The following is a 19151-nucleotide window of genomic DNA, read 5'->3' as shown; positions in this document are numbered from 1 at the left end:
CCCTCTCCTCAGTACGCCAGGGCACGGTCGACGGCGTCGAGCACCCGGTCCAGACCCGGCAGGTACTCCTCCTCCAGGCGCGCCGGCGGGTACGGGGCGTGGTAGCCACCGACCCGGAGCACCGGGGCCTCCAGGTGGTAGAAGCAGCGCTCCGTGATCCGGGCGGCGATCTCCGCACCGGAGCCGAAGAACACCGGGGCCTCGTGCACGACGACGAGGCGGCGGGTCTTCTCGACCGAGGCCTGGATGGAGTCGAAGTCGAGGGGGCTGACCGAGCGCAGGTCCAGCACCTCCAGGGACTTGCCCTCCTCGGCGGCCGCGGCGGCGACCTCCTGGCACAGCTTCACCATCGGCCCGTAGGCGGCCAGGGTCAGGTCCGTGCCCTCACGGACGACCTGCGCCTTGTGCAGGGGGCCGGGGATCGCCTCGGTGCTGACCTCGCCCTTGTCCCAGTAGCGGCGCTTGGGCTCGAAGTAGATCACCGGGTCGTCGCTCTGGATGGCCTGCTGCATCATCCAGTACGCGTCGGACGCGTTGGAGGGGCTGACCACCTTCAGGCCCGCCACGTGCGCGAACAGGGCCTCGGGGGACTCTGAGTGGTGCTCGACCGCGCCGATGCCACCGCCGTAGGGGATGCGGATGACGACCGGCATCTTGACCTTGCCCAGCGCGCGGGCGTGCATCTTCGCCAGCTGCGTGACGATCTGGTCGTAGGCCGGGAAGACGAAGCCGTCGAACTGGATCTCCACCACCGGGCGGTAGCCGCGCAGGGCCAGGCCGATCGCGGTGCCGACGATGCCCGACTCGGCGAGCGGGGTGTCGATGACGCGGCTCTCGCCGAAGTCCTTCTGCAGGCCGTCGGTGACCCGGAAGACACCGCCCAGCTTGCCGACGTCCTCGCCCATGACGAGGACCTTGGGGTCCGTCTCCAGTGCGCGGCGCAGCGACTCGTTGATCGCCTTGGCCAGCGCCATGGTCTTGGTCTCGGCTGCCATGATCAGACCCCCTCTGCCTCTACGTCCGCGAACGACGCCTGGTAGGCGGCGAACTGGGCTCGCTCCTCGTCGACGAGCGCGTGCCCGTCCGCGTACACGTTCTCGAAGATGGCGAAGTGGTCCGGGTCCGGCATGGAGCGGACCGCTTCGCGCACTCGCCTGCCCAACGCCTCGGACTCGGCCTCGAGTTCCGCGAAGAATCCCTCGTCCGCGTGGTTTGAGGCCTCCAGGAACCGGCGAAGGCGCAGGATCGGGTCCTTCGCCTCCCAGGACTGCCGCTCCTCGTCGCCCCGGTAGCGGGTCGGGTCGTCGGAGGTGGTGTGGGCACCCATGCGGTAGGTGTACGCCTCGACCAGGGTCGGGCCCTCGCCGTTGCGGGCGCGCTCCAGCGCCCACTTGGTGACCGCGAGGCAGGCCAGCACGTCGTTGCCGTCCACGCGCACGCCCGGGAAGCCGAAGCCCTGGGCGCGCTGGTAGAGCGGCACACGGGTCTGCTTCTCGGTGGGCTCGGAGATGGCCCACTGGTTGTTCTGGCAGAAGAAGACCACCGGCGCGTTGTAGACCGCGGAGAAGGTGAACGACTCGGCCACGTCGCCCTGGCTGGAGGCGCCGTCACCGAAGTAGGCGATGACGGCCGAGTCCGCGCCGTCCTTGGCCACGCCCATCGCGTAGCCGGTGGCGTGCAGCGTCTGGGAGCCGATGACGATCGTGTACAGGTGGAAGTTGTTGCTGTTCGGGTCCCAGCCGCCGTTGTTCACGCCGCGGAACATCCCGAGCAGGTTGGCCGGGTCGACCCCGCGGCACCAGGCGACGCCGTGCTCACGGTAGGTCGGGAAGACGTAGTCGTCGTCGCGCAGGGCCCGGCCGGAGCCGATCTGGGCGGCCTCCTGGCCGAGCAGCGAGGCCCACAGGCCCAGCTCGCCCTGGCGCTGCAGGGAGGTGGCCTCGGCGTCGAACCGGCGGGTGAGCACCATGTCGCGGTACAGGCCGCGCAGCTCTTCGGGGGTGATCCCGGCGACGTAGGCGTCGTACTCGGCGTTCTTGACCCGCTTGCCCTCGGGCGTCAGGAGCTGCACGAGTTCCGGGTCGGTGCTCTTCTTGGTGGTGCGGGTGGTGCGCTTGGTGCCGGTGGTCCCGGTACTGCTGCCGGTGGTGCCGGCCTTGCCTGCGGCGCTGCGTCGCGGCTTGCGCGCGGCACTGCTGTCCACGGTCACGTGTGCTCCTCCGTCGGTCCGGCCCCCGGGGTTGCCGGTAGGCCAGTGCGGCTCACCTGTTCTCGACCACCGGGCACGGGGTGGGTGCCACTCGGCCGGGAACAGGCGTGACAGGTGCCCCGGCGAGCGCCCTGCAACTTTCACGTTACCCAGTGCTCCACATTTCTGTGAAACCCCTCCTGACCTGCGTTTTTGCTTGGATTTCCAAGTAAATCCGCTGAGGCTGGAAGGCCGCTGGTCACAGCCTTGCAGGAGGCCGGAGCAACGGCACGTTATCCCGGCCACCCCGGGCACGGGAAGAGTCAATGTGTGACACTGCCCTCGTACGCGAAGACTGAAAAATCCGGGTATTCCCGCTCGGCGACCACGAGGTCGTGCGCCGCGCGTCTCCGAAACGCTCCCCGTCGAAGGGGGCATGGAGATGGCCGGCGAGGCCGGTACGGTGGCCGGCGCGCCGGTGCGGATTCCGGCCACCCGGCCCGACGCCGCGGTGTTCGGCCGGTCGCCGGGCAGGCCTCTGCCAAAACGATCAAGAACTACGTTTCCGGCGTGCTTGCCGAACTCCGCGTATGCAGGCGGAAAAGCACGGAAGCCATTGAGAACCGGTCAGATTTTGCCGGGCCTTTACCCGAAAAGCGGCCTTTCACCGGCCCTTTCAAGGGTCCGCGTTCGTCACGGTGCACAGCGTGACCGAAAGCGACCAGCGGCGACTGCCTGTGATAAGCCCCAGCTCACGGCCGCTTTTCGTGCCCTAACATCTGGCGCGTGCCGCGCTCATGTGTACCACCCCCCGTACCCCACGCGCCCCCTCTGGGCGCCCTGCTGCGCCTGTACGCCGCCGGTACCGCCCTCACCTGCGAACCCGTCGACCAGGGCCTGCTCAACCGCGGCTACCGGCTGTGCACCACCCGCGGCCGCTACTTCCTCAAGCACCACTTCGACCCGGACACCGCCGACCCGGCCGCCATCGAACGCCGGCACCGGGCCACCCAGCGCCTGGCCGACCTCGGCGTCCCGGTCGCCCAGCCACTCGCGCACCGCGAGGGCCGTACGGTCGCCGTCGTCGGCGGCCACGCCTACGCCCTGCACCCCTGGATCGACGGCAGGCACCGCCACGGCGGCCAGCTGACCCGTGAAGAGAGCGCACGCCTGGGGGCGCTCCTGGGCGCCGTGCACGCCTGCCTGGAGCGTGTGATGCCCCCCAAGGGGCGCACGCGCCCGGCCACGAGCCCGCATCCCGTGGAGAGCGCCGACCCGGCGGACACCTTCGCCCTCATCGACGACCTGCTCGCCCACGTCCGCCGCCACCGCCCCGCGGACGCCTTCGACGAACTGGCCCGCCACCGCCTCCTGGAACGCCGCGCCCTCCTGGAGCAGCACGTCGACCGGCGCCCCCCGCGCGGCGGCTCGGTGGGCTGGGTGCACGGCGACTTCCACCCCTTCAACCTGCTCTACAAAGGGGACGCCCCGGCCGCCATCGTCGACTGGGACCGGCTCGGCGTGCAGCCCCGCGCCGAGGAGGCCGTACGCGCCGCCGCGATCTTCTTCGTACGGCCCGCGGGGACGCTGGACCTGCCCAAGGTGCGGGCGTACGCGCGCGCGTACCGACGTGCGGCCGGCGCCACTCCCTCGGAGCTGGCGGCGGCCGTCCACCGGGTGTGGTGGGAGCGCCTGAACGACTTCTGGATGCTGCGCTGGCACTACGAACGCGGCGACACACGCGCGGACTGCCAGTTCCCGGCCGCCTCGGCGCTCGCGGTGTGGTGGACCCGGGAGTACGACGCGGTGTGCGACGCCTTCGTCGAGTGAACTAGCCGTGCTTCTTCAGGGCGTCGGAGGGGCGGACGGCGTCGGCGGCCTTCAAGTGGTGGTGCCGTTGCCGACCGTGGCGCCGGCCGTGCTGCCCGCGTCCGTGCCGCCGACCGTGGTACCGGTGTCCGTGCCACCGTCCGTGGTACCGGTGTCCGTGCCACCGTCCGTGGTGCCCGTGTCCGTACCGCCGTCCGTCGGAGTGGTCGCCGGATCCGTCGGCTCCGGCGTGGTCGGCTCGGTGGTCGGGTCGGAGGTGGCCGTGTCGGACGGCGCCGTCGACGGTGTGTACGACGGCGTCCAGCCCGAGCCGCCGTCCGTGTTCGAACTGTCGTCCGTGGACGTGTCCGTGGGCTGCTCGGTGTCCTCGTCGGACGGCGTCTTGGAGGCCTTGTCGTCCTTGGTGGTCTGCGAGTGGCTCGGCGTCGGATCGGTGCCCGCGTCCTTGCCGCTTCCCGTGTTCTGCAGCGCGATCGCGACACCGGCCGCGATCGCGATCACCGCGAGGACCGCGAGGATCCACAGCTTGCCGCGTCCGCTGCCCTTGTTGCCGTGCCCCTCGAAGCCGCCGTCGTCGCCGTTGCCGTACCCGCCGGGCAGGATCGGCTGCGGGATCTGCGTGGTGCCGGCGCCGAACTCGCCGGGGTGCTGCATCGCGGTCGTCCCCGCGAAGCCGCCCGCCGGGGTGTGCCGGCCCTCGTGCGTCATCACCGGGCCCGTGTTCCAGGTACCGGTGTGGCCGCCCTGGTCGTACAGCATCTGCAGGCCGTACTGGACCATGCCGCGCATCTCTTCGGCCGTCTGGAACCGGTCGTCGGGCTCCTTGGCCAGCGAGCGCATCACCAGGCCGTCCAGCTCCGGCGGGCAGGCGTCGGCGAACTGGGACGGCGGGGTCGGGATGTCCTGTACGTGCTGGTAGACCACCGACAGCGGCGTCTCACCGGTGAACGGAGGCCTGAGCGCGAGAAGTTCGTACAGCAGGCAGCCGGTCGCGTAGAGGTCGGAGCGGTAGTCGACGGCCTTGCCGAGCGCCTGTTCGGGCGACAGGTACTGCGGGGTGCCCATGACCATGCCGGTCTGCGTCATCGTTGTCGAAGCGCCGTGCAGGGCGCGGGCGATGCCGAAGTCCATCACCTTGACGGCACCGTTGTTGGTGATGATGACGTTGGCCGGCTTGATGTCGCGGTGCACGATGCCGTGCTGGTGCGAGTAGGCGAGCGCCTCCAGCACGCCGGAGACGATGATCAGGGCCTGCTCGGGGCCCGGCGCCTCGGCGTTCAGCAACAGGTCGCGGATGGTGCGGCCCTCGACCAGCTCCATCACGATGTACGGCACGGACTGGCCGCCCACGTAGTCCTCGCCGGAGTCGTACACGGCGACGATCGCGTGGTGGTTGAGACCGGCCACCGACTGGGCCTCGCGCGTGAAGCGGGCCTTGGACGTCGGGTCCTCGGCCAGGTCGGCACGGAGCAGCTTGACCGCGACCGTGCGGCCCAGACGGACGTCCTCGGCGGCGAACACCTCGGCCATGCCGCCCCGGCCCAGCCGGTGGGTCAGGCGGTACCGGCCGTCGCCGACGAGCCCGCCGTTGCCCCACATCTCCGGCGTGTCTGACATGCCGCCGCCAGTCGCCTCGGGGTCGGACGGGCCCTGGGCGCTGTGCGTCTGTGCCATCGGTCCTCGCCGTCGTTTCTGCCCGCGGTGCGCGCGGTGTTGTTACGGTCTCCGTCGGCCACGCTACAGCCTTCGTGGGGGCCGCCGGTCCGGATCCGGTGCCGGGACCGGCCCGAGACTGACCGGTCATGAAACCTCTAGCACGCGCTCTCGTGCAAATTCTGTGTACTGGTCGTACGGCCGCTGTAACGCTTCCGCGACGCTTCTTTCGCGTACGGTCACGGAACGGGCACCGAGCTTGACGTGTCAGTGCCCTCGGGCAGACTTGGCCGGGAATGACACATTCGATCAAGGCTTGTTCGCTCAATGACGGCGCCGGACGGCCAGTGGGGGACGCGGAGAGATGAGCCAGGACGGCGCACAGGGCCGGTACGCGGGAAGGTCGCTGGCCGGCGGTCGCTACCAGCTGCGTGACTTGCTCGGTGAAGGCGGCATGGCCTCGGTTCACCTGGCGTACGACGCCGTGCTGGACCGCCAGGTCGCGATCAAGACGCTCCACACCGAGCTGGGCCGGGAGCAGGCCTTCCGCGAGCGCTTCCGCCGCGAGGCCCAGGCAGTGGCCAAGCTCACGCACACCAACATCGTCTCGGTCTTCGACACCGGCGAGGACGATCTTGACGGCGCGACGATGCCGTACATCGTCATGGAGTACATCGAGGGCCGCCCGCTCGGCTCGGTGCTCGACGCCGACGTACGGCAGTACGGCGCGATGCCCGCCGACAAGGCCCTGAAGGTCACCGCGGACGTGCTGGCCGCGCTGGAGATCAGCCACGAGATGGGGCTGGTCCACCGCGACATCAAACCGGGCAACGTGATGATGACCAAGCGCGGCGTCGTCAAGGTCATGGACTTCGGCATCGCCCGCGCCATGCAGTCCGGCGTCACCTCCATGACCCAGACCGGCATGGTCGTCGGCACCCCGCAGTACCTCTCCCCGGAGCAGGCCCTGGGCCGCGGCGTCGACGCCCGCTCCGATCTGTACTCGGTCGGCATCATGCTGTTCCAGCTGGTCACCGGGCGGCTGCCGTTCGACGCGGACTCCCCGCTGGCGATCGCGTACGCGCACGTCCAGGAGGAGCCGGTCGCCGCCTCCTCGATCAACCGTTCCCTTCCGCCCGCGGTGGACGCGCTGATCGCCCGCGCGCTGAAGAAGAACCCGAACGAGCGCTTCCCGACCGCCGAGTCCATGCGCGACGAGTGCCTGCGCGTCGCCGCCTCCCTCCAGGCCGCGGCGCCGAGCATCGTGCCGGGCTCCGGCCCGACGCAGAGCGGCGCGGGTGTCGGTTCCGCGGTGTTCCCGCCGGTCGACCAGGCGACCCCGGCGCCCACCGGCCCGGTCCAGACGCCGTACCAGCCGACCCCGGCTCCGGGCCCGTACGGCACCCCGGCGCCGACCCCGGCCCCGGCCCCCGCGCCGGCGTACGGCTACCCGCAGCAGGCCGGCTACCAGACCCCGCCAGTGGGGTACGGACAGCAGGCCCCCGCTACCCCTCCGCCGTACAACCTCACGCCCCAGACCGCGGTGCAGTCCTCCGGCGCAGGCGGCGGCAAGAGCAACAAGCCGGTGATCATCGGCTCGATCGTGGTGTCCCTCGTCGCGGTCGTCGGCCTGGTCGTCGCGCTGACGCTGAGCGGCGGCGGCGAGGAGGACAAGGGAGGCGGCGGCGCCAGCCCCTCCGCGTCGGCCCACGCGGACGGCTACCGGGGTCCGGACACGACCAAGACGGTCGAGAAGACCGACTGCACGGAGCCGCAGGAGTCGTACAACGACCCGAAGAAGATCACGCTGCCGGACTTCCGGTTCAAGTACATCAAGTCGGTCAAGGACTGCGCGGCCGCCGCGGGCTGGCGCATCACGACCAAGGAGGTCGACGAGAACACGTACGGCGAGGGCGCGATCATCGACCAGTTCCCCAAGCAGGGCACGGACGTCGACCCCAAGCACGTCGAGATCCAGCTGAACGTGTCAACGGGCAACCCCTAGCGGCCGGCGGCCGCACCACGGCCGGCACGGCCGTAGAACGGCAGACATGCAGACATGAGGAAGGGCCCGGCGGACTTGCGCCGGGCCCTTCGCGCTGAGGTCAGCTGAGGTCAGCCAGGGGTTACAGGTTCAGCCGGGGGTTACAGGTACGGTCCGCCCGAGCGGCCGCCCGTGTGGTGATCCTCGCCGTCGTGGCCCATGCCCGGCGGCAGCGCGCGGCGCATCTGCTCCAGCTGGGCCCGCGCGGCCATCTGCTGGGCGAACAGCGTCGTCTGGATCCCGTGGAACAGGCCCTCCAGCCAGCCGACCAACTGGGCCTGCGCGATACGCAGTTCCGCATCGCTCGGGGTTCCGTCGTCGGTGAACGGCAGGGAGAGCCGCTCCAGCTCCTCGACCAGCTCCGGCGCCAGCCCGTCCTCCAGCTCCTTGACCGAGCTGCGGTGGATCTCCTTGAGCCGGGCCCGGCTCGCGTCGTCCAGGGGAGCCGCACGCACCTCCTCCAGGAGCTGCTTGATCATGCTGCCGATCCGCATGACCTTGGCCGGCTGCTCGACCTGCTCCGTCACCGGGGTCTCGCGGGAGTCCTCGTCTGCGCCGCCGCCAATCGCCAAGCCGTCCTGGCCCACGACCAGGATCTGGGGATTCTCCGGCGACCGTTCGTTCCTCGGCATCTCCATGCCGCCATTCTCTCGCACGCCTACACCTCATCACCGTGGTGCCCCCTTATGGGGCTGATCCACCGTTTAGACCTGTCGGCCCAATCCGGAATGCCCTGTCTGCCATGAAATGTGAGGCTGGCTTTCGTCGAAGTCCGACGACTTGGCTCTGGGAGGTCACCGCCGTGACTCCATGGCTGCGACTGACGCTCCGCCTTCTGCGGCTGCTGCTCGTCCTCGCGGCGGCCGCACCAGTGTGTGGCACAGCCACCGCGTACGGCGCGGAGGCCGCCCCACCGGACTCCCCCGCGCCCTCGGCGTCCCCGTCCCCCGCCCTGCGGGCCTCGGCCTCGCCGGCGGCACGGTTCACCGACCCCGACTCCGACTCAGATTCCGACTCCGATTCCGACTCCGCCTCGCCCTCCGCTCCCGCCGAGCCGTCCCGGGCCGGGAGCCGTGCCGGTGAGGGCCGGCTGCGGCCGGGCCGGCCGGACGGACCGGCCGCCGAGGAAGAGGGCGACGACGACACCGGCACGGTCACCGGGGCCCCCGACACCGATCCCGAGGACGGCTACCCGGAAGAGGCGGAGACCGCGGTCACCCCGGACCAGGCACCGGCAGCCTCGGAATCGCCCGCGGAGGCCGGACTGAACCCCGCCCAGCCCCCACAGCAGCCCGCGGCCCAGAACGCCGTCCACCAGGGCCAGGCCTCCGCCGAACCGACCCTGCAGATCCTGCCGCTGGGCACCGGTCTGGTCCTCATCGGCCTGGGCCTGGGCCTGGCGTTCGTGGGCCTGCGGGTACGGCGCGGCTGATCCGGACGGCCGGCTACGGCGCCACCAGCAGCACCTTGCCGACGTGCCCGCTCGCTTCCACCACCCGGTGTGCCTCGGCCGCCTCCGGCATCGGCAGCTCGCGGTCGACGACCGGGCGGATCTGGCCCGCGTCGAGCAGGGGCCACACATGCTCGCGTACGGCGGCCACGATGGCGGTCTTCTCGCTCAGCGGCCGGGCCCGCAGCGAAGTCGCGCTGATGGCGGCCCGCTTGTTCAGCAGGGCGGCGATGTTCAGCTCACCCTTGATCCCGCCCTGCATGCCGATGATCGCGAGCCGCCCGTTGACGGCGAGGGCCTGGACGTTGCGGTCCAGGTACTTCGCGCCCATGTTGTCGAGGATGACATCGGCGCCCGCACCGTCCGTGGCCTGCCCGATCTCGGCGACGAAGTCCTGCTCGCGGTAGTTGATCAGCACGTCCGCGCCCAGCTCGGCGCAGTGCTCCAGCTTCTCCTTCGTCCCCGCGGTCACCGCGACCTTGGCGCCGACGGCCTTGGCCAGCTGGATCGCCATCGTGCCGATACCGCTGGAGCCGCCGTGCACCAGCAGGGTCTCGCCCGGGTGCAGATGGGCGATCATGAAGACGTTGGACCAGACGGTGCAGGCCACCTCGGGCAGCGCGGCCGCCCGCTTCAGGTCCACGCCGCGGGGCACGGGCAGCAGCTGCCCGGCCGGGACGACGACCTTCTCGGCGTAGCCGCCGCCCGAGAGCAGCGCGCACACCTCGTCGCCGACAGCCCAGCCGGAGACCCCGGGGCCGAGCGCGGCGATCCTGCCGGAGCACTCCAGGCCGGGATAGAGGGACGCGCCGGGCGGCGGGTTGTAGAAGCCCTGCCGCTGCAGGATGTCGGCACGGTTGACGGCGCTGGCCACCACCTCGACCAGCACCTCCCCCACGCCAGGCACCGGATCGGGCACCTCGTCCCACACCAGCGCCTCGGGACCACCAGGTTCGGGAATCGTGATCGCATGCATGCGCGCGACGCTACTCCCCGCCGGTGTCCTCTTCGGGGCAGGCCCGCTCAGTCGCCGCCGGCGTCATCTGTGGTCGCGGAGGCCTCGCGAGCGCAGCATGGAAGGAGAGCCGCGAGCGGCACTCCGAGGAGCGGAAGGAGGTGCGGTGGACATGACGCGGTTCATGGATGTCCACCACGGGATGCAGGGCATCACAGCCGACCAGCTGCGCGAGGGCGCACTGGCGGTCGAGAAGGAAGAAGGGGTGCACGTCGAGCACGCCTGGGCGGACCCCGAGTCCGGCACGGTCTACTGCCTCACCGAGGGCCCCTCGGCCGAAGCGGTCCAGCGCGCCCACGAACGCGGCGGCGCCAGCAAGCCCGACGAGATCCACGCGGTGCCGCTGACCATGTGAGTCACCGTCCGAGTCACGAACATGCCCCCCACCTCGCGGAGAGACCGTAGGCGGGGGGCTTGCCAGCCCGGACGTTTCACGTGAAACACACCCCGATTCCGGCCGCCGCCCACGGCAGGTCCAGCAGCTCCGCCTCCTCGCCCTGCCGGGCCCCGCCCGGCGGTACGACGGCCAGCGCGTCTGCGGCGGCGATCCCGCGCAGCATGGCCGGGCCGTTGTAGTGCAGCGGTACGGCACGGTCGCCGCGCAGCACCACGGGGACGAGCCGGGTGTCGTGCGGATGTCCCTGCACCGCCTCGCTGAGCGACAGCGTGTACGGCTCCGGGGCGGGGCGGGCGCCGAGAGTGCGCAGCAGGGGCTCGGCGAGCGTGAGCAGGCCGGAGACGGCCGCGAGGGGGTTGCCGGGCAGGCCGACCAGGTGCTGGTTCTCCTTGGTGCGGGCCAGCAGCATGGGGTGGCCGGGGCGCACCTTGACGCCGTCGACGAGGAATTCGGCGCCGATGCGTTCCAGGCTGGGGTGGACATGGTCGACGGGTCCCGCCGCGGTGCCGCCGGTGGTGACGATCAGGTCGGCGCCGGAGGCGGTGAGCGCCTTGTGGAGGACCTTGGCGTCATCGCCCAGCCGGCGTACGGCGGTCACCTCGGCGCCCATCGCACGCAGCCAGGGCGGCAGCATGGGGCCGAGCGCGTCCCGGATCAGCCCGTCCTGCGGAAGTCCTTCGGTGAGCAACTCGTCGCCGAGGACGAGAACTTCGACACGAGGGCGGGGGACGGCGGTGACGGTGTCGTACCCGGCGGCCGCCGCAAGGCCCAGCACGGCCGGGGTGACGAGGGTGCCGATGGGAAGCAACTGGTCACCGCTGCGGCACTCCTGGCCGCGCGGGCGGATGTCCTGGCCGTGGCTGACCTCCCGGGTGCCGTGGAGGCGGCCCTGGGCGTCGGTGCGGCCGTGTTCGGTGCGCAGGACGGCGGTGGTGTCGGCCGGGATACGGGCGCCGGTCGCGATGCGGACCGCCTCGCCGTCGGTCAGCGGCTCGGGCTGTGCGTGCCCGGCGAGCACGCCCTCGTCCCGGATCTCCCAGGGGCCGGGTCCGGCGACCGCCCAGCCGTCCATCGCCGAGGTGTCGAACGAGGGCAGGTCGGTGAGCGCGTCGAGGGGCGCGGCGAGGACCAGGCCGAGGGCATCGGCGAGGGAGACGGAGACGGGGGTGCGGCGGCCGCCCGAGCGGGCGGCGCGGGCGGCGATCTCGCGGGCGCGGGGCCAGGGGGTGGCCTTGTGCCGCTCGTGCCGGTGCCGGCCTCCGGTGGAAGAGGGCGCGGGCCCGCTGCTGTCGTCCTTGGGTTCCCTCACGAGGGCCAGTGCCTCCTCGACGTCGAGGTCGTCGCTGTCCTCGGCGGGCGCTTGGGCCCGGATGCCGGGGGCGGTCATCCGGCGTCCGGGGCGGACGCGCCCCCACTGTTCTCTTCCTCCCAGCGCAGCGCCAGGGCGACGGCCTTGCGGGCGGCCTCGGTGACGGCTTCGGGGCCGCCGCCGCCCAGGGCGGCTGCATAGCCGACGAGGAAGGTGGTCAGGGGCGCGGCGGGCCGGGCCACACCGTGAGCGGCGTCACGGGCCAGGTCGAGCAGGACGCCGGTGTCGACGTCCAGGTCGATGCCCAGCTCGTCCTTGACTGCGGAAATCCATTCATCCAACACGTGCCCATGCTCCCTGATGCGTGCCCTGGCGTTGACGAGGTCGTCCCAGGTGTCGCAGTCGAAGGACGCGAGCGGGTCCGGGACACGGGTGAGTTCGAGGGCGCCGGTCAGCCGGCGCAGGGGCAGGCCGGTCAGGCCGTCGTGGCCGGCCGCGAGGGCGTCCAGTTCGCGGCGCAGGGCGACGGTGCGGTAGGCGGCCACGAGCGGCTGGTCGCGGCCGTCGGCGTCGGTGAGCAGCGCGCCGTCGGCGCCCGTGTCCCGCAGGGCGGTCAACAGCCGCTCCAGCGTGGCCGCTTCGAGGAAGGGCAGATCGGCGGAGAGGACGACGGCGTGCTCGGCGGTGCTGAGCCGCAGGCCGGCCTCCAGCGCGGCGACCGGTCCGGCGCCGGGCGGGTCCTCGCGCGCCCAGCGCACCGGGCGGGCGGTGGGCCGGGGGGCGGCGACGACGACGGTCGTGGCCGCGCCGGCGCAGGCCGCGAGCACCCGGTCGAGCAGGGCGCGCCCGCCGACCCGCAGTCCGGGCTTGTCGGCCCCGCCGAGCCGCCGGGCGGCGCCGCCGGCCAGCACGACGGCGTCGTACGGCGGGGCGGTCCCGGGGGCGGCGGGAGCGTTGTCGGTCACCCCCCGAGTATGTCCTGCCTCCTCCTTCAGGCCTTCGCCTGCGTCACAGCGTGCGCAGCAGCACCGCCGGGTGTTCCACGCAGTCCGCCACGTACCGCAGGAAACCGCCTGCCGTGCCGCCGTCGCACACCCGGTGGTCGAAGGTGAGCGAGAGCTGGACGACCTGGCGCACTGCCAGCTCGCCCTCGTGCACCCAGGGCTTGGGGATGATGCGGCCGACGCCGAGCATGGCGGCCTCGGGGTGGTTGATGATCGGGGTGGAGCCGTCGACGCCGAAGACCCCGTAGTTGTTCAACGTGAAGGTCCCGCCGGTGAGTTCCCCCGGGGTCAGTTTCCCGGCCCGGGCGGACTCGGTGAGCCGGGCGAACTCCGCGGTCAGCGACTCGGCGTCGCGTGCGTGGGCGTCCCGGACGACCGGCACGACCAGCCCCCGCTCTGTCTGCGCGGCGAACCCGAGGTGCACCTGGTCGAGCTGGACGACCTCGCGGGCGCCGGTGTCGACGTAGGAGTTCAGCTCGGGGAAGCGGGCGAGGGCGGCGGTGGTGATGCGGGCGAGCAGTGCGAGGAGGGAGATCTTCGGTCCTCCGGCCGCGTTCATCGCGGCCCGCGCGCGCATGAGTTCCGTCGCGTCGGCGTCGACCCAGCAGGTCGCGTCGGGAATCTCCCGGCGGCTGCGGGACAGCTTGTCGGCGACGGCACCGCGGACGCCCTTGAGGGGGATGCGGATGCCGTTGCGGATGGGGGACAGGGGGGCGGCCGGTTCCGCCGCCGCGGAGGCGGGGGCGGGGGTGGCCCTGGCCCGCAGGGCGCCCTCGACGTCGGCCCGCAGGATCAGCCCGTCGGGGCCCGAGCCGGACAGCTGCCGCAGGTCGATGTCGTTGTCCCGGGCGAGCCGGCGCACCAGCGGGGAGATCACGGGGACGGGGCCCTCGGCGTGCACGGGTGCCGCCGCGGGTGCGAGGGCGGGCTCCTTCGCCGTCCCGTTGGCAGGCGACGTCGCTCGTACCCTCCGGCGCCGCGCCGGCGCCTCGGAGGTGCCGTAGCCGACCAGGACGTTGCCCGATCCCTCGGTGTCCCCGCCGGTGGCCTGGGAAGTCTGGGGGCCGACCGCCACCGTCAGCAGCGGGGCGCCGACGGGCAGTTCCGTGCCCTCCTCGCCGAAGCGGGCGGTGACCACGCCGCCGTAGGGGCAGGGGACCTCGACCATCGCCTTGGCCGTCTCGACCTCCACGACCGGCTGGTCGACGGCGACGACGTCACCGACCTGAACCAGCCAGCGGACGATCTCCGCCTCGGTGAGGCCCTCGCCGAGGTCGGGAAGCTTGAACTCCAGCACCTGTGCCATCAGCCCTCGGCCTCCCACTGCAGGCGCGCCACGGCGTCCAGGATGCGGTCGACGCCGGGCAGGTGGTGCCGCTCCAGCATCGGCGGCGGGTAGGGGATGTCGAAGCCGGCCACGCGCAGCACCGGCGCCTCCAGGTGGTGGAAGCAGCGCTCGGTGATGCGGGCCGCGATCTCGCCGCCCGGGCCGCCGAACCCGGTCGACTCGTGCACGACCACCGCGCGCCCGGTGCGGCGGACGGCCGCGCAGACCGTCTCGTCGTCGAACGGCACCAGGGAGCGCAGGTCGACCACTTCCAGGTCCCAGCCCTCCGCCTGGGCGGCCTCGGCAGCCTCCAGGCAGACCGGCACGGACGGGCCGTAGGTGATGAGCGTGGCGCTGCTGCCCGGGCGGCGTACCACCGCGCGCCCGATGGGCTCGACGTCCGTGGGGTGCTCGGGGTTCCAGGAGTCCTTCGACCAGTACAGCCGCTTGGGCTCCAGGAAGACGACCGGGTCGTCGGAGGCGATGGCCTGGCGCAGCAGCCCGTAGGCGTCGGCGACGGTCGCGGGCGTGACGACGTGCAGGCCCGGGGTGGCCATGTAGTAGGCCTCGGAGGAGTCGCTGTGGTGCTCGACGCCGCCGATGCCGCCGCCGTAGGGGACGCGGACGGTGATCGGCAGGGGCATCCTGCCGCGGGTGCGGTTGCGCATCCGGGAGACATGGCTGATCAGCTGCTCGAACGCCGGGTAGGCGAAGGCGTCGAACTGCATCTCCACGACCGGGCGCAGCCCGTACATGGCCATGCCGACGGCGGTGCCGAGGATGCCCGCCTCGGCGAGCGGGGTGTCGGTGCAGCGGTCCTCGCCGAACTCCTTGGCGAGCCCGTCGGTGACCCGGAAGACACCGCCGAGGGTGCCGACGTCCTCGCCCATGACGTGCACGGTGGGGTCGGCGGCCATCGCGTCGCGCATCGCGCGCGTGAGGGCCTGCGCCATGGTGGCGGGCTTGACGGCGACGGTGGTCATCGGTGGTCGCCTTCCTGGTCGTTCTGCTCCGCCTCCAGCTCGGCGCGCAACAGGGCGCGCTGCTCGCGCAGTTGCGCGGTGGTCTCGGCGTAGACGTGGTCGAAGAGGTCCATGGGGTTGAGTTCGGGGTCCTGGTTCATGCGTTCACGCAGGTCCGCTGCCATCTCCTCGGCGTCCTGCCGGGCGGCCTCGCGGCCGGCGTCGTCGAGCAGGCCGCGCTCGGTCAGCTCGTGTTCCAGCAGCTGGATCGGGTCGTGTGCGCGCCAGGCCTCGACCTCGGAGTCGCCGCGGTAGCGGGTGGCGTCGTCGGCGTTGGTGTGGGCCTCGATGCGGTACGTCACCGCCTCGACCAGGGTCGGGCCGCCGCCCGCGCGGGCGTGCCGTACGGCGTCGCTGAGGACCTCGTGCACGGCGGCCGCGTCGTTGCCGTCGACCAGCCGGCCCGGCATGCCGTAGCCGACGGCCTTGTGGGCGATGGAGGGCGCGGCGGTCTGCTTGGCGAGCGGGACGGAGATAGCGAAGCCGTTGTTCTGCACCAGGAAGACCACCGGTGCCTGCCAGACGGCGGCGAAGTTCAGCGCCTCGTGGAAGTCGCCCTCGCTGGTGCCGCCGTCGCCGACCATGGCGAGCGCGACCACGTCGTCGCCCTTGAGGCGGGCGGCGTGGGCGAGGCCGACGGCGTGCGGGAGCTGGGTGGCGAGCGGAGTGCTGAGCGGCGCCACACGGTGCGCGTACGGGTCGTAGCCGGTGTGCCAGTCGCCGCGCAGCAGGGTGAGGGCCTCTACGGGGTCCACACCGCGGGCGATGGCGGCGAGGGTGTCGCGGTAGCTGGGAAACAGCCAGTCGCGCTCCTCGAGAGCCAGGGCGGCGGCGACCTCGCAGGCCTCCTGGCCGGTGCTGGACGGATAGACGGCGAGACGGCCCTGCTTGGTGAGCGCGGTGGCCTGGGCGTTGTACCGGCGGCCGCGCACCAGCTGTGCGTACAGCCGGCGCAGCAGGTCCGGGTCGGCCTTGGCCGCTGCCTCGGTGCCGAGGACGCGGTAGGGCTCGGCGTCGGGCAGCAGCGGCGCGGGGTCCATACGGGGCTGCCAGGCGGGCGGCGGCGAAGGCCGGTACGCGCCTCGCTGCTCCATGACCGTCATGACGGCACCTCCTCGTGGGAGCGGCTACGGGAGGCGTGTCGGCTGTGACCCGCCTCACCTACCGATTGTTCGGTCGACGGCACATTTTGGCTACAGGCCCCGTCAGGCTGTGGACAAACGGTTCTCCACAACCTGCAATGAATGCAGGACGTCCACAGCGATGAAGCGGGGGGACATGGCAGCTGAACAAATGGCCGATGGACCGCAGGACGGCGTCCTGCCGTCACCGCGTCCGCTGGACGCCATAGACCAGGACATCCTGAAGATCCTGCAGTCGGACGGCCGCGCCTCGATACGGTCCGTCGCCGAGCGTGTACACGTCTCCCGCGCCAACGCCTACGCGCGCATCAACCGTCTCGTCGAGGACGGCGTGATCAGAGGGTTCAGCGCCCGCGTCGACCACGAGCGGGCAGGGCACGGCACATCGGCGTACGTGACGCTGAAGATCGTCCAGAACACCTGGCGCACGGTCCGCGAGCAGCTCAGGCAGCTGCCCGGCGCCTCCCACATCGCTCTGGTGGGCGGTGACTTCGACGTCCTGCTCCTGGTGCACACGCCCGACAACAGGGCGCTGCGCGAGCTGGTGCTCACCCGGCTCCAGGCGATCCCCGAGGTGCTCAGCACCCGCACCCTGCTGGTGTTCGAGGAGGAGGACCTGGAGCCGACCTGAGATCAGTTCTGCCGCAGGCCCGAGAAGACCAGCAGGACCACCGCGTCGGCCACCTCGCGGCCGCTGGCGTCGCGGGTGTCGGGCCGGTACCACTCCACGACGGAGTTGATCATTCCGAAGACCAGCCGGGTGGCCAGCCGCACCTCCACGTCGCCGCGTACGTCACCGTCGGCGGCGGCGGCCTTCAACAGCTCGGCGACCCGGTGGTCGAAGTCGCGGCGCCGCTCCAGCGCCCAGCGTTCGGTCTCGGTGTTGCCGCGCACGCGCAGCAGCAGCGTGACGTAGGGCAGCTCGGATATCAGCACCTCGACCATGCGCCGCACGACGTGCTCCAGACGCTCCACGGGGCGCCCCACGCGCGCGTGCTCCTCCTCGAGGATCCCGAACAGGCCCTCCAGAGCCCGGCTGACGGCCCGGCGCAGCAGCTCCTCCTTGCCGCTGACGTGGTGGTAGATGGACGACTTGGAGATACCGGCCGCCTTGGACAGGTGCTCCATGGAGGTGCCGTCGTAGCCGCGCTCGTTGAAGACCTGGACGGCGACGGAGAGCAGCGTCTCGGGGGTGTACGTGTCGCGCTTGGCGGTGGTCATGAGGTGCTGCCCTCCCGCTTGTCGGTGGCGTACGCGTGTCGGTAGAGCGCGAGGGACGGCGCGTACCGGCCGGAGGGGTCGCGCAGGTGCAGGTCGTCCAGCAGGTCGTAGGCCCAGCCGCGGCCGAGCCGGCGGCTCCACTCGAAGGGGCCGAGCGGGTAGTTGACGCCGAGGCGCATCGCGGTGTCGATGTCCTCCTCGGTGGCGACGCCCTTGGCGACGGCGTCGTGCGCGAGGTCCACGATCCGGGCGACGGTGCGGGCGACGATCATGCCGGGGACGTCGCCGATGACGCTCACCTCCTTGCCGAGCGCCTGGAAGAGGCCGATCGCCTCGGCGAGGGTCTGCGGCGCGGTGTCCTGGGAGGAGGACAGGGCGATGCGGGTGGCCTTGCGGTAGTCGAGGGCGAGGTCGAAGTAGACGACGTCGCGGAACTCCACGGAGGTCTGGCCGTCGGCGAGGGCCAGCTGGCCGCCGCTCGGCAGCACCAGGCGGGTGCCGTTGTCCTCGGCCTCCTCGCGGACCTCGATGCCCGCCTCACGGACCAGCGTGAGGAGTTCGGCCGCCGGGCCCAGGCCGCCCTCGGCGACGACGTACGCGGGCGGCCGCTCCTTGTCGGCCGTGTGCGGCTCGGGACGCTCGGCGTCCTCGGCGTAGTCGTACCAGCCGTGCCCGCTCTTGCGGCCGAGCCGCCCGGACTCGACCAGCCGGCGCTGGGCCAGCGAGGGCGTGAAGCGGACGTCCTGGAAGAAGGACTGCCACACCGACTGGGTGACGGACTCGTTGACGTCCTGCCCGATCAGGTCGGTCAGCTCGAACGCGCCCATCCGGAAGCCGCCCGACTCGCGCAGGACCGCGTCGATGGTGGCCGGGTCGGCGCCCTGGGCCTCGTACACGGCGAAGGCCTCGGCGTAGAAGGGCCGGGCGATCCGGTTGACGATGAAGCCGGGGGTGTCCGCGCAGGCCACCGGGGTCTTGCCCCAGGCGCGGGCGGTCTCGTACGCGCGCGTGGCCGACGTGACGTCGGTGGCGAACCCGGAGACGACCTCGACCAGCGGCAGCAGCGGGGCCGGGTTGAAGAAGTGCAGGCCCACGAAGCGGCCGGGGTTGACGAGCGCGCCGCCGATGGCCGTCACCGACAGGGACGAGGTGTTGGTGGCGAGCAGACAGTCGTCGGCGACGACGTCCTCCAGCTCGCGCAGGAGCTTCTGCTTGATGTTCAGCCGCTCCAGGACGGCCTCGACGACCAGTGTGCAGTCGGACAGCTCGGCAAGGCTGTCCGCGGGCGTGAGCCGGGCGCGGGCCGCGTCCCGCTCGGCGGCGGTGAGCCGGTCCTTCGCCACGAGCCGGTCGAGCCGGGCGCCGATCGCTTCGGCCGCCCCCTGGGTCCGCCCGGGCACGGCGTCGTAGAGCTTCACCGGGTGGCCGGCGGCCAGCGCGACCTGGGCGATTCCCTGACCCATGGTGCCGGCGCCGACGACGGCCACGGGCCTGCTGAGGTCGAGTGCTGTCATGTGCGCGATCCTCCCGCACGACGTTGTCCACAGAT

Annotated in this window: 17 protein-coding genes; 5 read left to right on the top strand and 12 right to left on the bottom strand. The window is 72.0% G+C overall.

The window, feature by feature from the left end; genetic code table 11:
- Positions 1-8: 8 nt before the first annotated feature.
- Together ACFYZZ_RS23745 and pdhA (ACFYZZ_RS23740) are read right to left on the bottom strand one after the other, a co-directional pair.
- On the bottom strand, positions 9-995 hold the full coding sequence (locus tag ACFYZZ_RS23745) for an alpha-ketoacid dehydrogenase subunit beta (protein ID WP_145879113.1): 987 nt from the start codon (positions 993-995) through the stop codon (positions 9-11).
- Positions 996-997: 2 nt separating this feature from the next.
- The gene (pdhA, locus tag ACFYZZ_RS23740) at positions 998-2209 is read right to left on the bottom strand and encodes a pyruvate dehydrogenase (acetyl-transferring) E1 component subunit alpha (RefSeq protein ID WP_386572762.1); all 1212 of its coding nucleotides are present in this window, start codon (positions 2207-2209) and stop codon (positions 998-1000) included.
- A 765-nt stretch (positions 2210-2974) separates the two neighbouring features.
- On the opposite strand from pdhA (ACFYZZ_RS23740), the gene ACFYZZ_RS23735 reads away from it, so the two are divergent.
- Positions 2975-4018: a phosphotransferase gene (locus ACFYZZ_RS23735; RefSeq protein WP_389179244.1), complete on the top strand. Its 1044-nt coding sequence runs from the start codon at positions 2975-2977 to the stop codon at positions 4016-4018.
- Positions 4019-4069: 51 nt separating this feature from the next.
- Here ACFYZZ_RS23735 and ACFYZZ_RS23730 read toward each other — a convergent pair whose 3' ends face one another.
- Positions 4070-5692: a protein kinase gene (locus tag ACFYZZ_RS23730; RefSeq protein WP_389179241.1), complete on the bottom strand. Its 1623-nt coding sequence runs from the start codon at positions 5690-5692 to the stop codon at positions 4070-4072.
- A gap of 343 nt (positions 5693-6035) precedes the next feature.
- On the opposite strand from ACFYZZ_RS23730, the gene ACFYZZ_RS23725 reads away from it, so the two are divergent.
- Positions 6036-7676: a protein kinase gene (locus tag ACFYZZ_RS23725; RefSeq protein WP_389179238.1), complete on the top strand. Its 1641-nt coding sequence runs from the start codon at positions 6036-6038 to the stop codon at positions 7674-7676.
- A gap of 140 nt (positions 7677-7816) precedes the next feature.
- On the opposite strand, the gene ACFYZZ_RS23720 is transcribed toward ACFYZZ_RS23725, so the two are convergent.
- Entirely contained in the window at positions 7817-8353 is a 537-nt protein-coding gene (locus ACFYZZ_RS23720; protein ID WP_389179235.1) for a bacterial proteasome activator family protein, read from the bottom strand.
- 164 nt (positions 8354-8517) lie between these two features.
- Here ACFYZZ_RS23720 and ACFYZZ_RS23715 point away from each other — a divergent pair, with 164 nt between their 5' ends.
- Positions 8518-9147 (top strand): hypothetical protein, encoded by a 630-nt coding sequence (locus tag ACFYZZ_RS23715; protein ID WP_389179232.1) that lies wholly within the window; start codon positions 8518-8520, stop codon positions 9145-9147.
- A gap of 13 nt (positions 9148-9160) precedes the next feature.
- Here ACFYZZ_RS23715 and ACFYZZ_RS23710 read toward each other — a convergent pair whose 3' ends face one another.
- Positions 9161-10141, bottom strand: coding sequence for an NAD(P)H-quinone oxidoreductase (locus tag ACFYZZ_RS23710; RefSeq protein WP_389179229.1), 981 nt, complete (start codon positions 10139-10141; stop codon positions 9161-9163).
- A gap of 151 nt (positions 10142-10292) precedes the next feature.
- On the opposite strand from ACFYZZ_RS23710, the gene ACFYZZ_RS23705 reads away from it, so the two are divergent.
- On the top strand, positions 10293-10535 hold the full coding sequence (locus ACFYZZ_RS23705) for an SCO4226 family nickel-binding protein (RefSeq protein ID WP_389179226.1): 243 nt from the start codon (positions 10293-10295) through the stop codon (positions 10533-10535).
- A 76-nt stretch (positions 10536-10611) separates the two neighbouring features.
- Here ACFYZZ_RS23705 and ACFYZZ_RS23700 read toward each other — a convergent pair whose 3' ends face one another.
- From ACFYZZ_RS23700 to pdhA (ACFYZZ_RS23680), 5 genes are read right to left on the bottom strand one after another with little or no spacing between them, the layout of a single operon-like run.
- Entirely contained in the window at positions 10612-11964 is a 1353-nt protein-coding gene (locus ACFYZZ_RS23700; RefSeq protein WP_389179223.1) for a molybdopterin molybdotransferase MoeA, read from the bottom strand.
- Positions 11961-12851: an NTP transferase domain-containing protein gene (locus tag ACFYZZ_RS23695; protein WP_389179220.1), complete on the bottom strand. Its 891-nt coding sequence runs from the start codon at positions 12849-12851 to the stop codon at positions 11961-11963. The genes ACFYZZ_RS23700 and ACFYZZ_RS23695 overlap by 4 nt, the downstream gene beginning before the upstream one ends.
- Before the next feature lie 43 nt (positions 12852-12894).
- Positions 12895-14196 (bottom strand): dihydrolipoamide acetyltransferase family protein, encoded by a 1302-nt coding sequence (locus ACFYZZ_RS23690; RefSeq protein ID WP_389179217.1) that lies wholly within the window; start codon positions 14194-14196, stop codon positions 12895-12897.
- The gene (locus ACFYZZ_RS23685; RefSeq protein WP_389179214.1) at positions 14196-15200 is read right to left on the bottom strand and encodes an alpha-ketoacid dehydrogenase subunit beta; all 1005 of its coding nucleotides are present in this window, start codon (positions 15198-15200) and stop codon (positions 14196-14198) included. The genes ACFYZZ_RS23690 and ACFYZZ_RS23685 overlap by 1 nt, the downstream gene beginning before the upstream one ends.
- A complete protein-coding gene (gene pdhA / locus ACFYZZ_RS23680; protein ID WP_389179211.1) occupies positions 15197-16342 on the bottom strand; it encodes a pyruvate dehydrogenase (acetyl-transferring) E1 component subunit alpha in 1146 nt (381 codons plus the stop codon). Before pdhA (ACFYZZ_RS23680) ends, ACFYZZ_RS23685 begins: the two co-directional genes overlap by 4 nt.
- Positions 16343-16517: 175 nt before the next feature.
- On the opposite strand from pdhA (ACFYZZ_RS23680), the gene ACFYZZ_RS23675 reads away from it, so the two are divergent.
- On the top strand, positions 16518-17012 hold the full coding sequence (locus ACFYZZ_RS23675) for an Lrp/AsnC family transcriptional regulator (protein WP_386572751.1): 495 nt from the start codon (positions 16518-16520) through the stop codon (positions 17010-17012).
- Positions 17013-17014: 2 nt separating this feature from the next.
- Here ACFYZZ_RS23675 and ACFYZZ_RS23670 read toward each other — a convergent pair whose 3' ends face one another.
- Together ACFYZZ_RS23670 and ACFYZZ_RS23665 are read right to left on the bottom strand one after the other, a co-directional pair.
- Positions 17015-17602: a TetR/AcrR family transcriptional regulator gene (locus ACFYZZ_RS23670; protein WP_389179207.1), complete on the bottom strand. Its 588-nt coding sequence runs from the start codon at positions 17600-17602 to the stop codon at positions 17015-17017.
- The gene (locus ACFYZZ_RS23665; RefSeq protein ID WP_389179204.1) at positions 17599-19116 is read right to left on the bottom strand and encodes a 3-hydroxyacyl-CoA dehydrogenase; all 1518 of its coding nucleotides are present in this window, start codon (positions 19114-19116) and stop codon (positions 17599-17601) included. Before ACFYZZ_RS23665 ends, ACFYZZ_RS23670 begins: the two co-directional genes overlap by 4 nt.
- Positions 19117-19151: the final 35 nt, after the last annotated feature.

The sequence above is a fragment of the Streptomyces sp. NPDC001816 genome (assembly GCF_042892235.1).
Classification (GTDB): Bacteria; Actinomycetota; Actinomycetes; order Streptomycetales; family Streptomycetaceae; genus Streptomyces.
Note: the sequence above shows the minus strand (reverse complement) of the source record. Positions and strands in the feature narration are given on the sequence as shown.

What these genes read in the sequence shown, in the direction of transcription:
- ACFYZZ_RS23720 (WP_389179235.1), bottom strand. Translation starts at nt 8,353, where the DNA reads ATGGAGATGCCGAGGAACGAACGGTCGCCGGAGAATCCCCAGATCCTG.
- ACFYZZ_RS23670 (WP_389179207.1), bottom strand. Translation starts at nt 17,602, where the DNA reads ATGACCACCGCCAAGCGCGACACGTACACCCCCGAGACGCTGCTCTCC.
- ACFYZZ_RS23725 (WP_389179238.1), top strand. Translation starts at nt 6,036, where the DNA reads ATGAGCCAGGACGGCGCACAGGGCCGGTACGCGGGAAGGTCGCTGGCC.
- ACFYZZ_RS23675 (WP_386572751.1), top strand. Translation starts at nt 16,518, where the DNA reads ATGGCAGCTGAACAAATGGCCGATGGACCGCAGGACGGCGTCCTGCCG.
- ACFYZZ_RS23710 (WP_389179229.1), bottom strand. Translation starts at nt 10,141, where the DNA reads ATGCATGCGATCACGATTCCCGAACCTGGTGGTCCCGAGGCGCTGGTG.
- pdhA (WP_389179211.1), bottom strand. Translation starts at nt 16,342, where the DNA reads ATGACGGTCATGGAGCAGCGAGGCGCGTACCGGCCTTCGCCGCCGCCC.
- ACFYZZ_RS23685 (WP_389179214.1), bottom strand. Translation starts at nt 15,200, where the DNA reads ATGACCACCGTCGCCGTCAAGCCCGCCACCATGGCGCAGGCCCTCACG.
- ACFYZZ_RS23700 (WP_389179223.1), bottom strand. Translation starts at nt 11,964, where the DNA reads ATGACCGCCCCCGGCATCCGGGCCCAAGCGCCCGCCGAGGACAGCGAC.
- ACFYZZ_RS23690 (WP_389179217.1), bottom strand. Translation starts at nt 14,196, where the DNA reads ATGGCACAGGTGCTGGAGTTCAAGCTTCCCGACCTCGGCGAGGGCCTC.
- ACFYZZ_RS23730 (WP_389179241.1), bottom strand. Translation starts at nt 5,692, where the DNA reads ATGGCACAGACGCACAGCGCCCAGGGCCCGTCCGACCCCGAGGCGACT.
- ACFYZZ_RS23745 (WP_145879113.1), bottom strand. Translation starts at nt 995, where the DNA reads ATGGCAGCCGAGACCAAGACCATGGCGCTGGCCAAGGCGATCAACGAG.
- ACFYZZ_RS23705 (WP_389179226.1), top strand. Translation starts at nt 10,293, where the DNA reads ATGACGCGGTTCATGGATGTCCACCACGGGATGCAGGGCATCACAGCC.
- ACFYZZ_RS23665 (WP_389179204.1), bottom strand. Translation starts at nt 19,116, where the DNA reads ATGACAGCACTCGACCTCAGCAGGCCCGTGGCCGTCGTCGGCGCCGGC.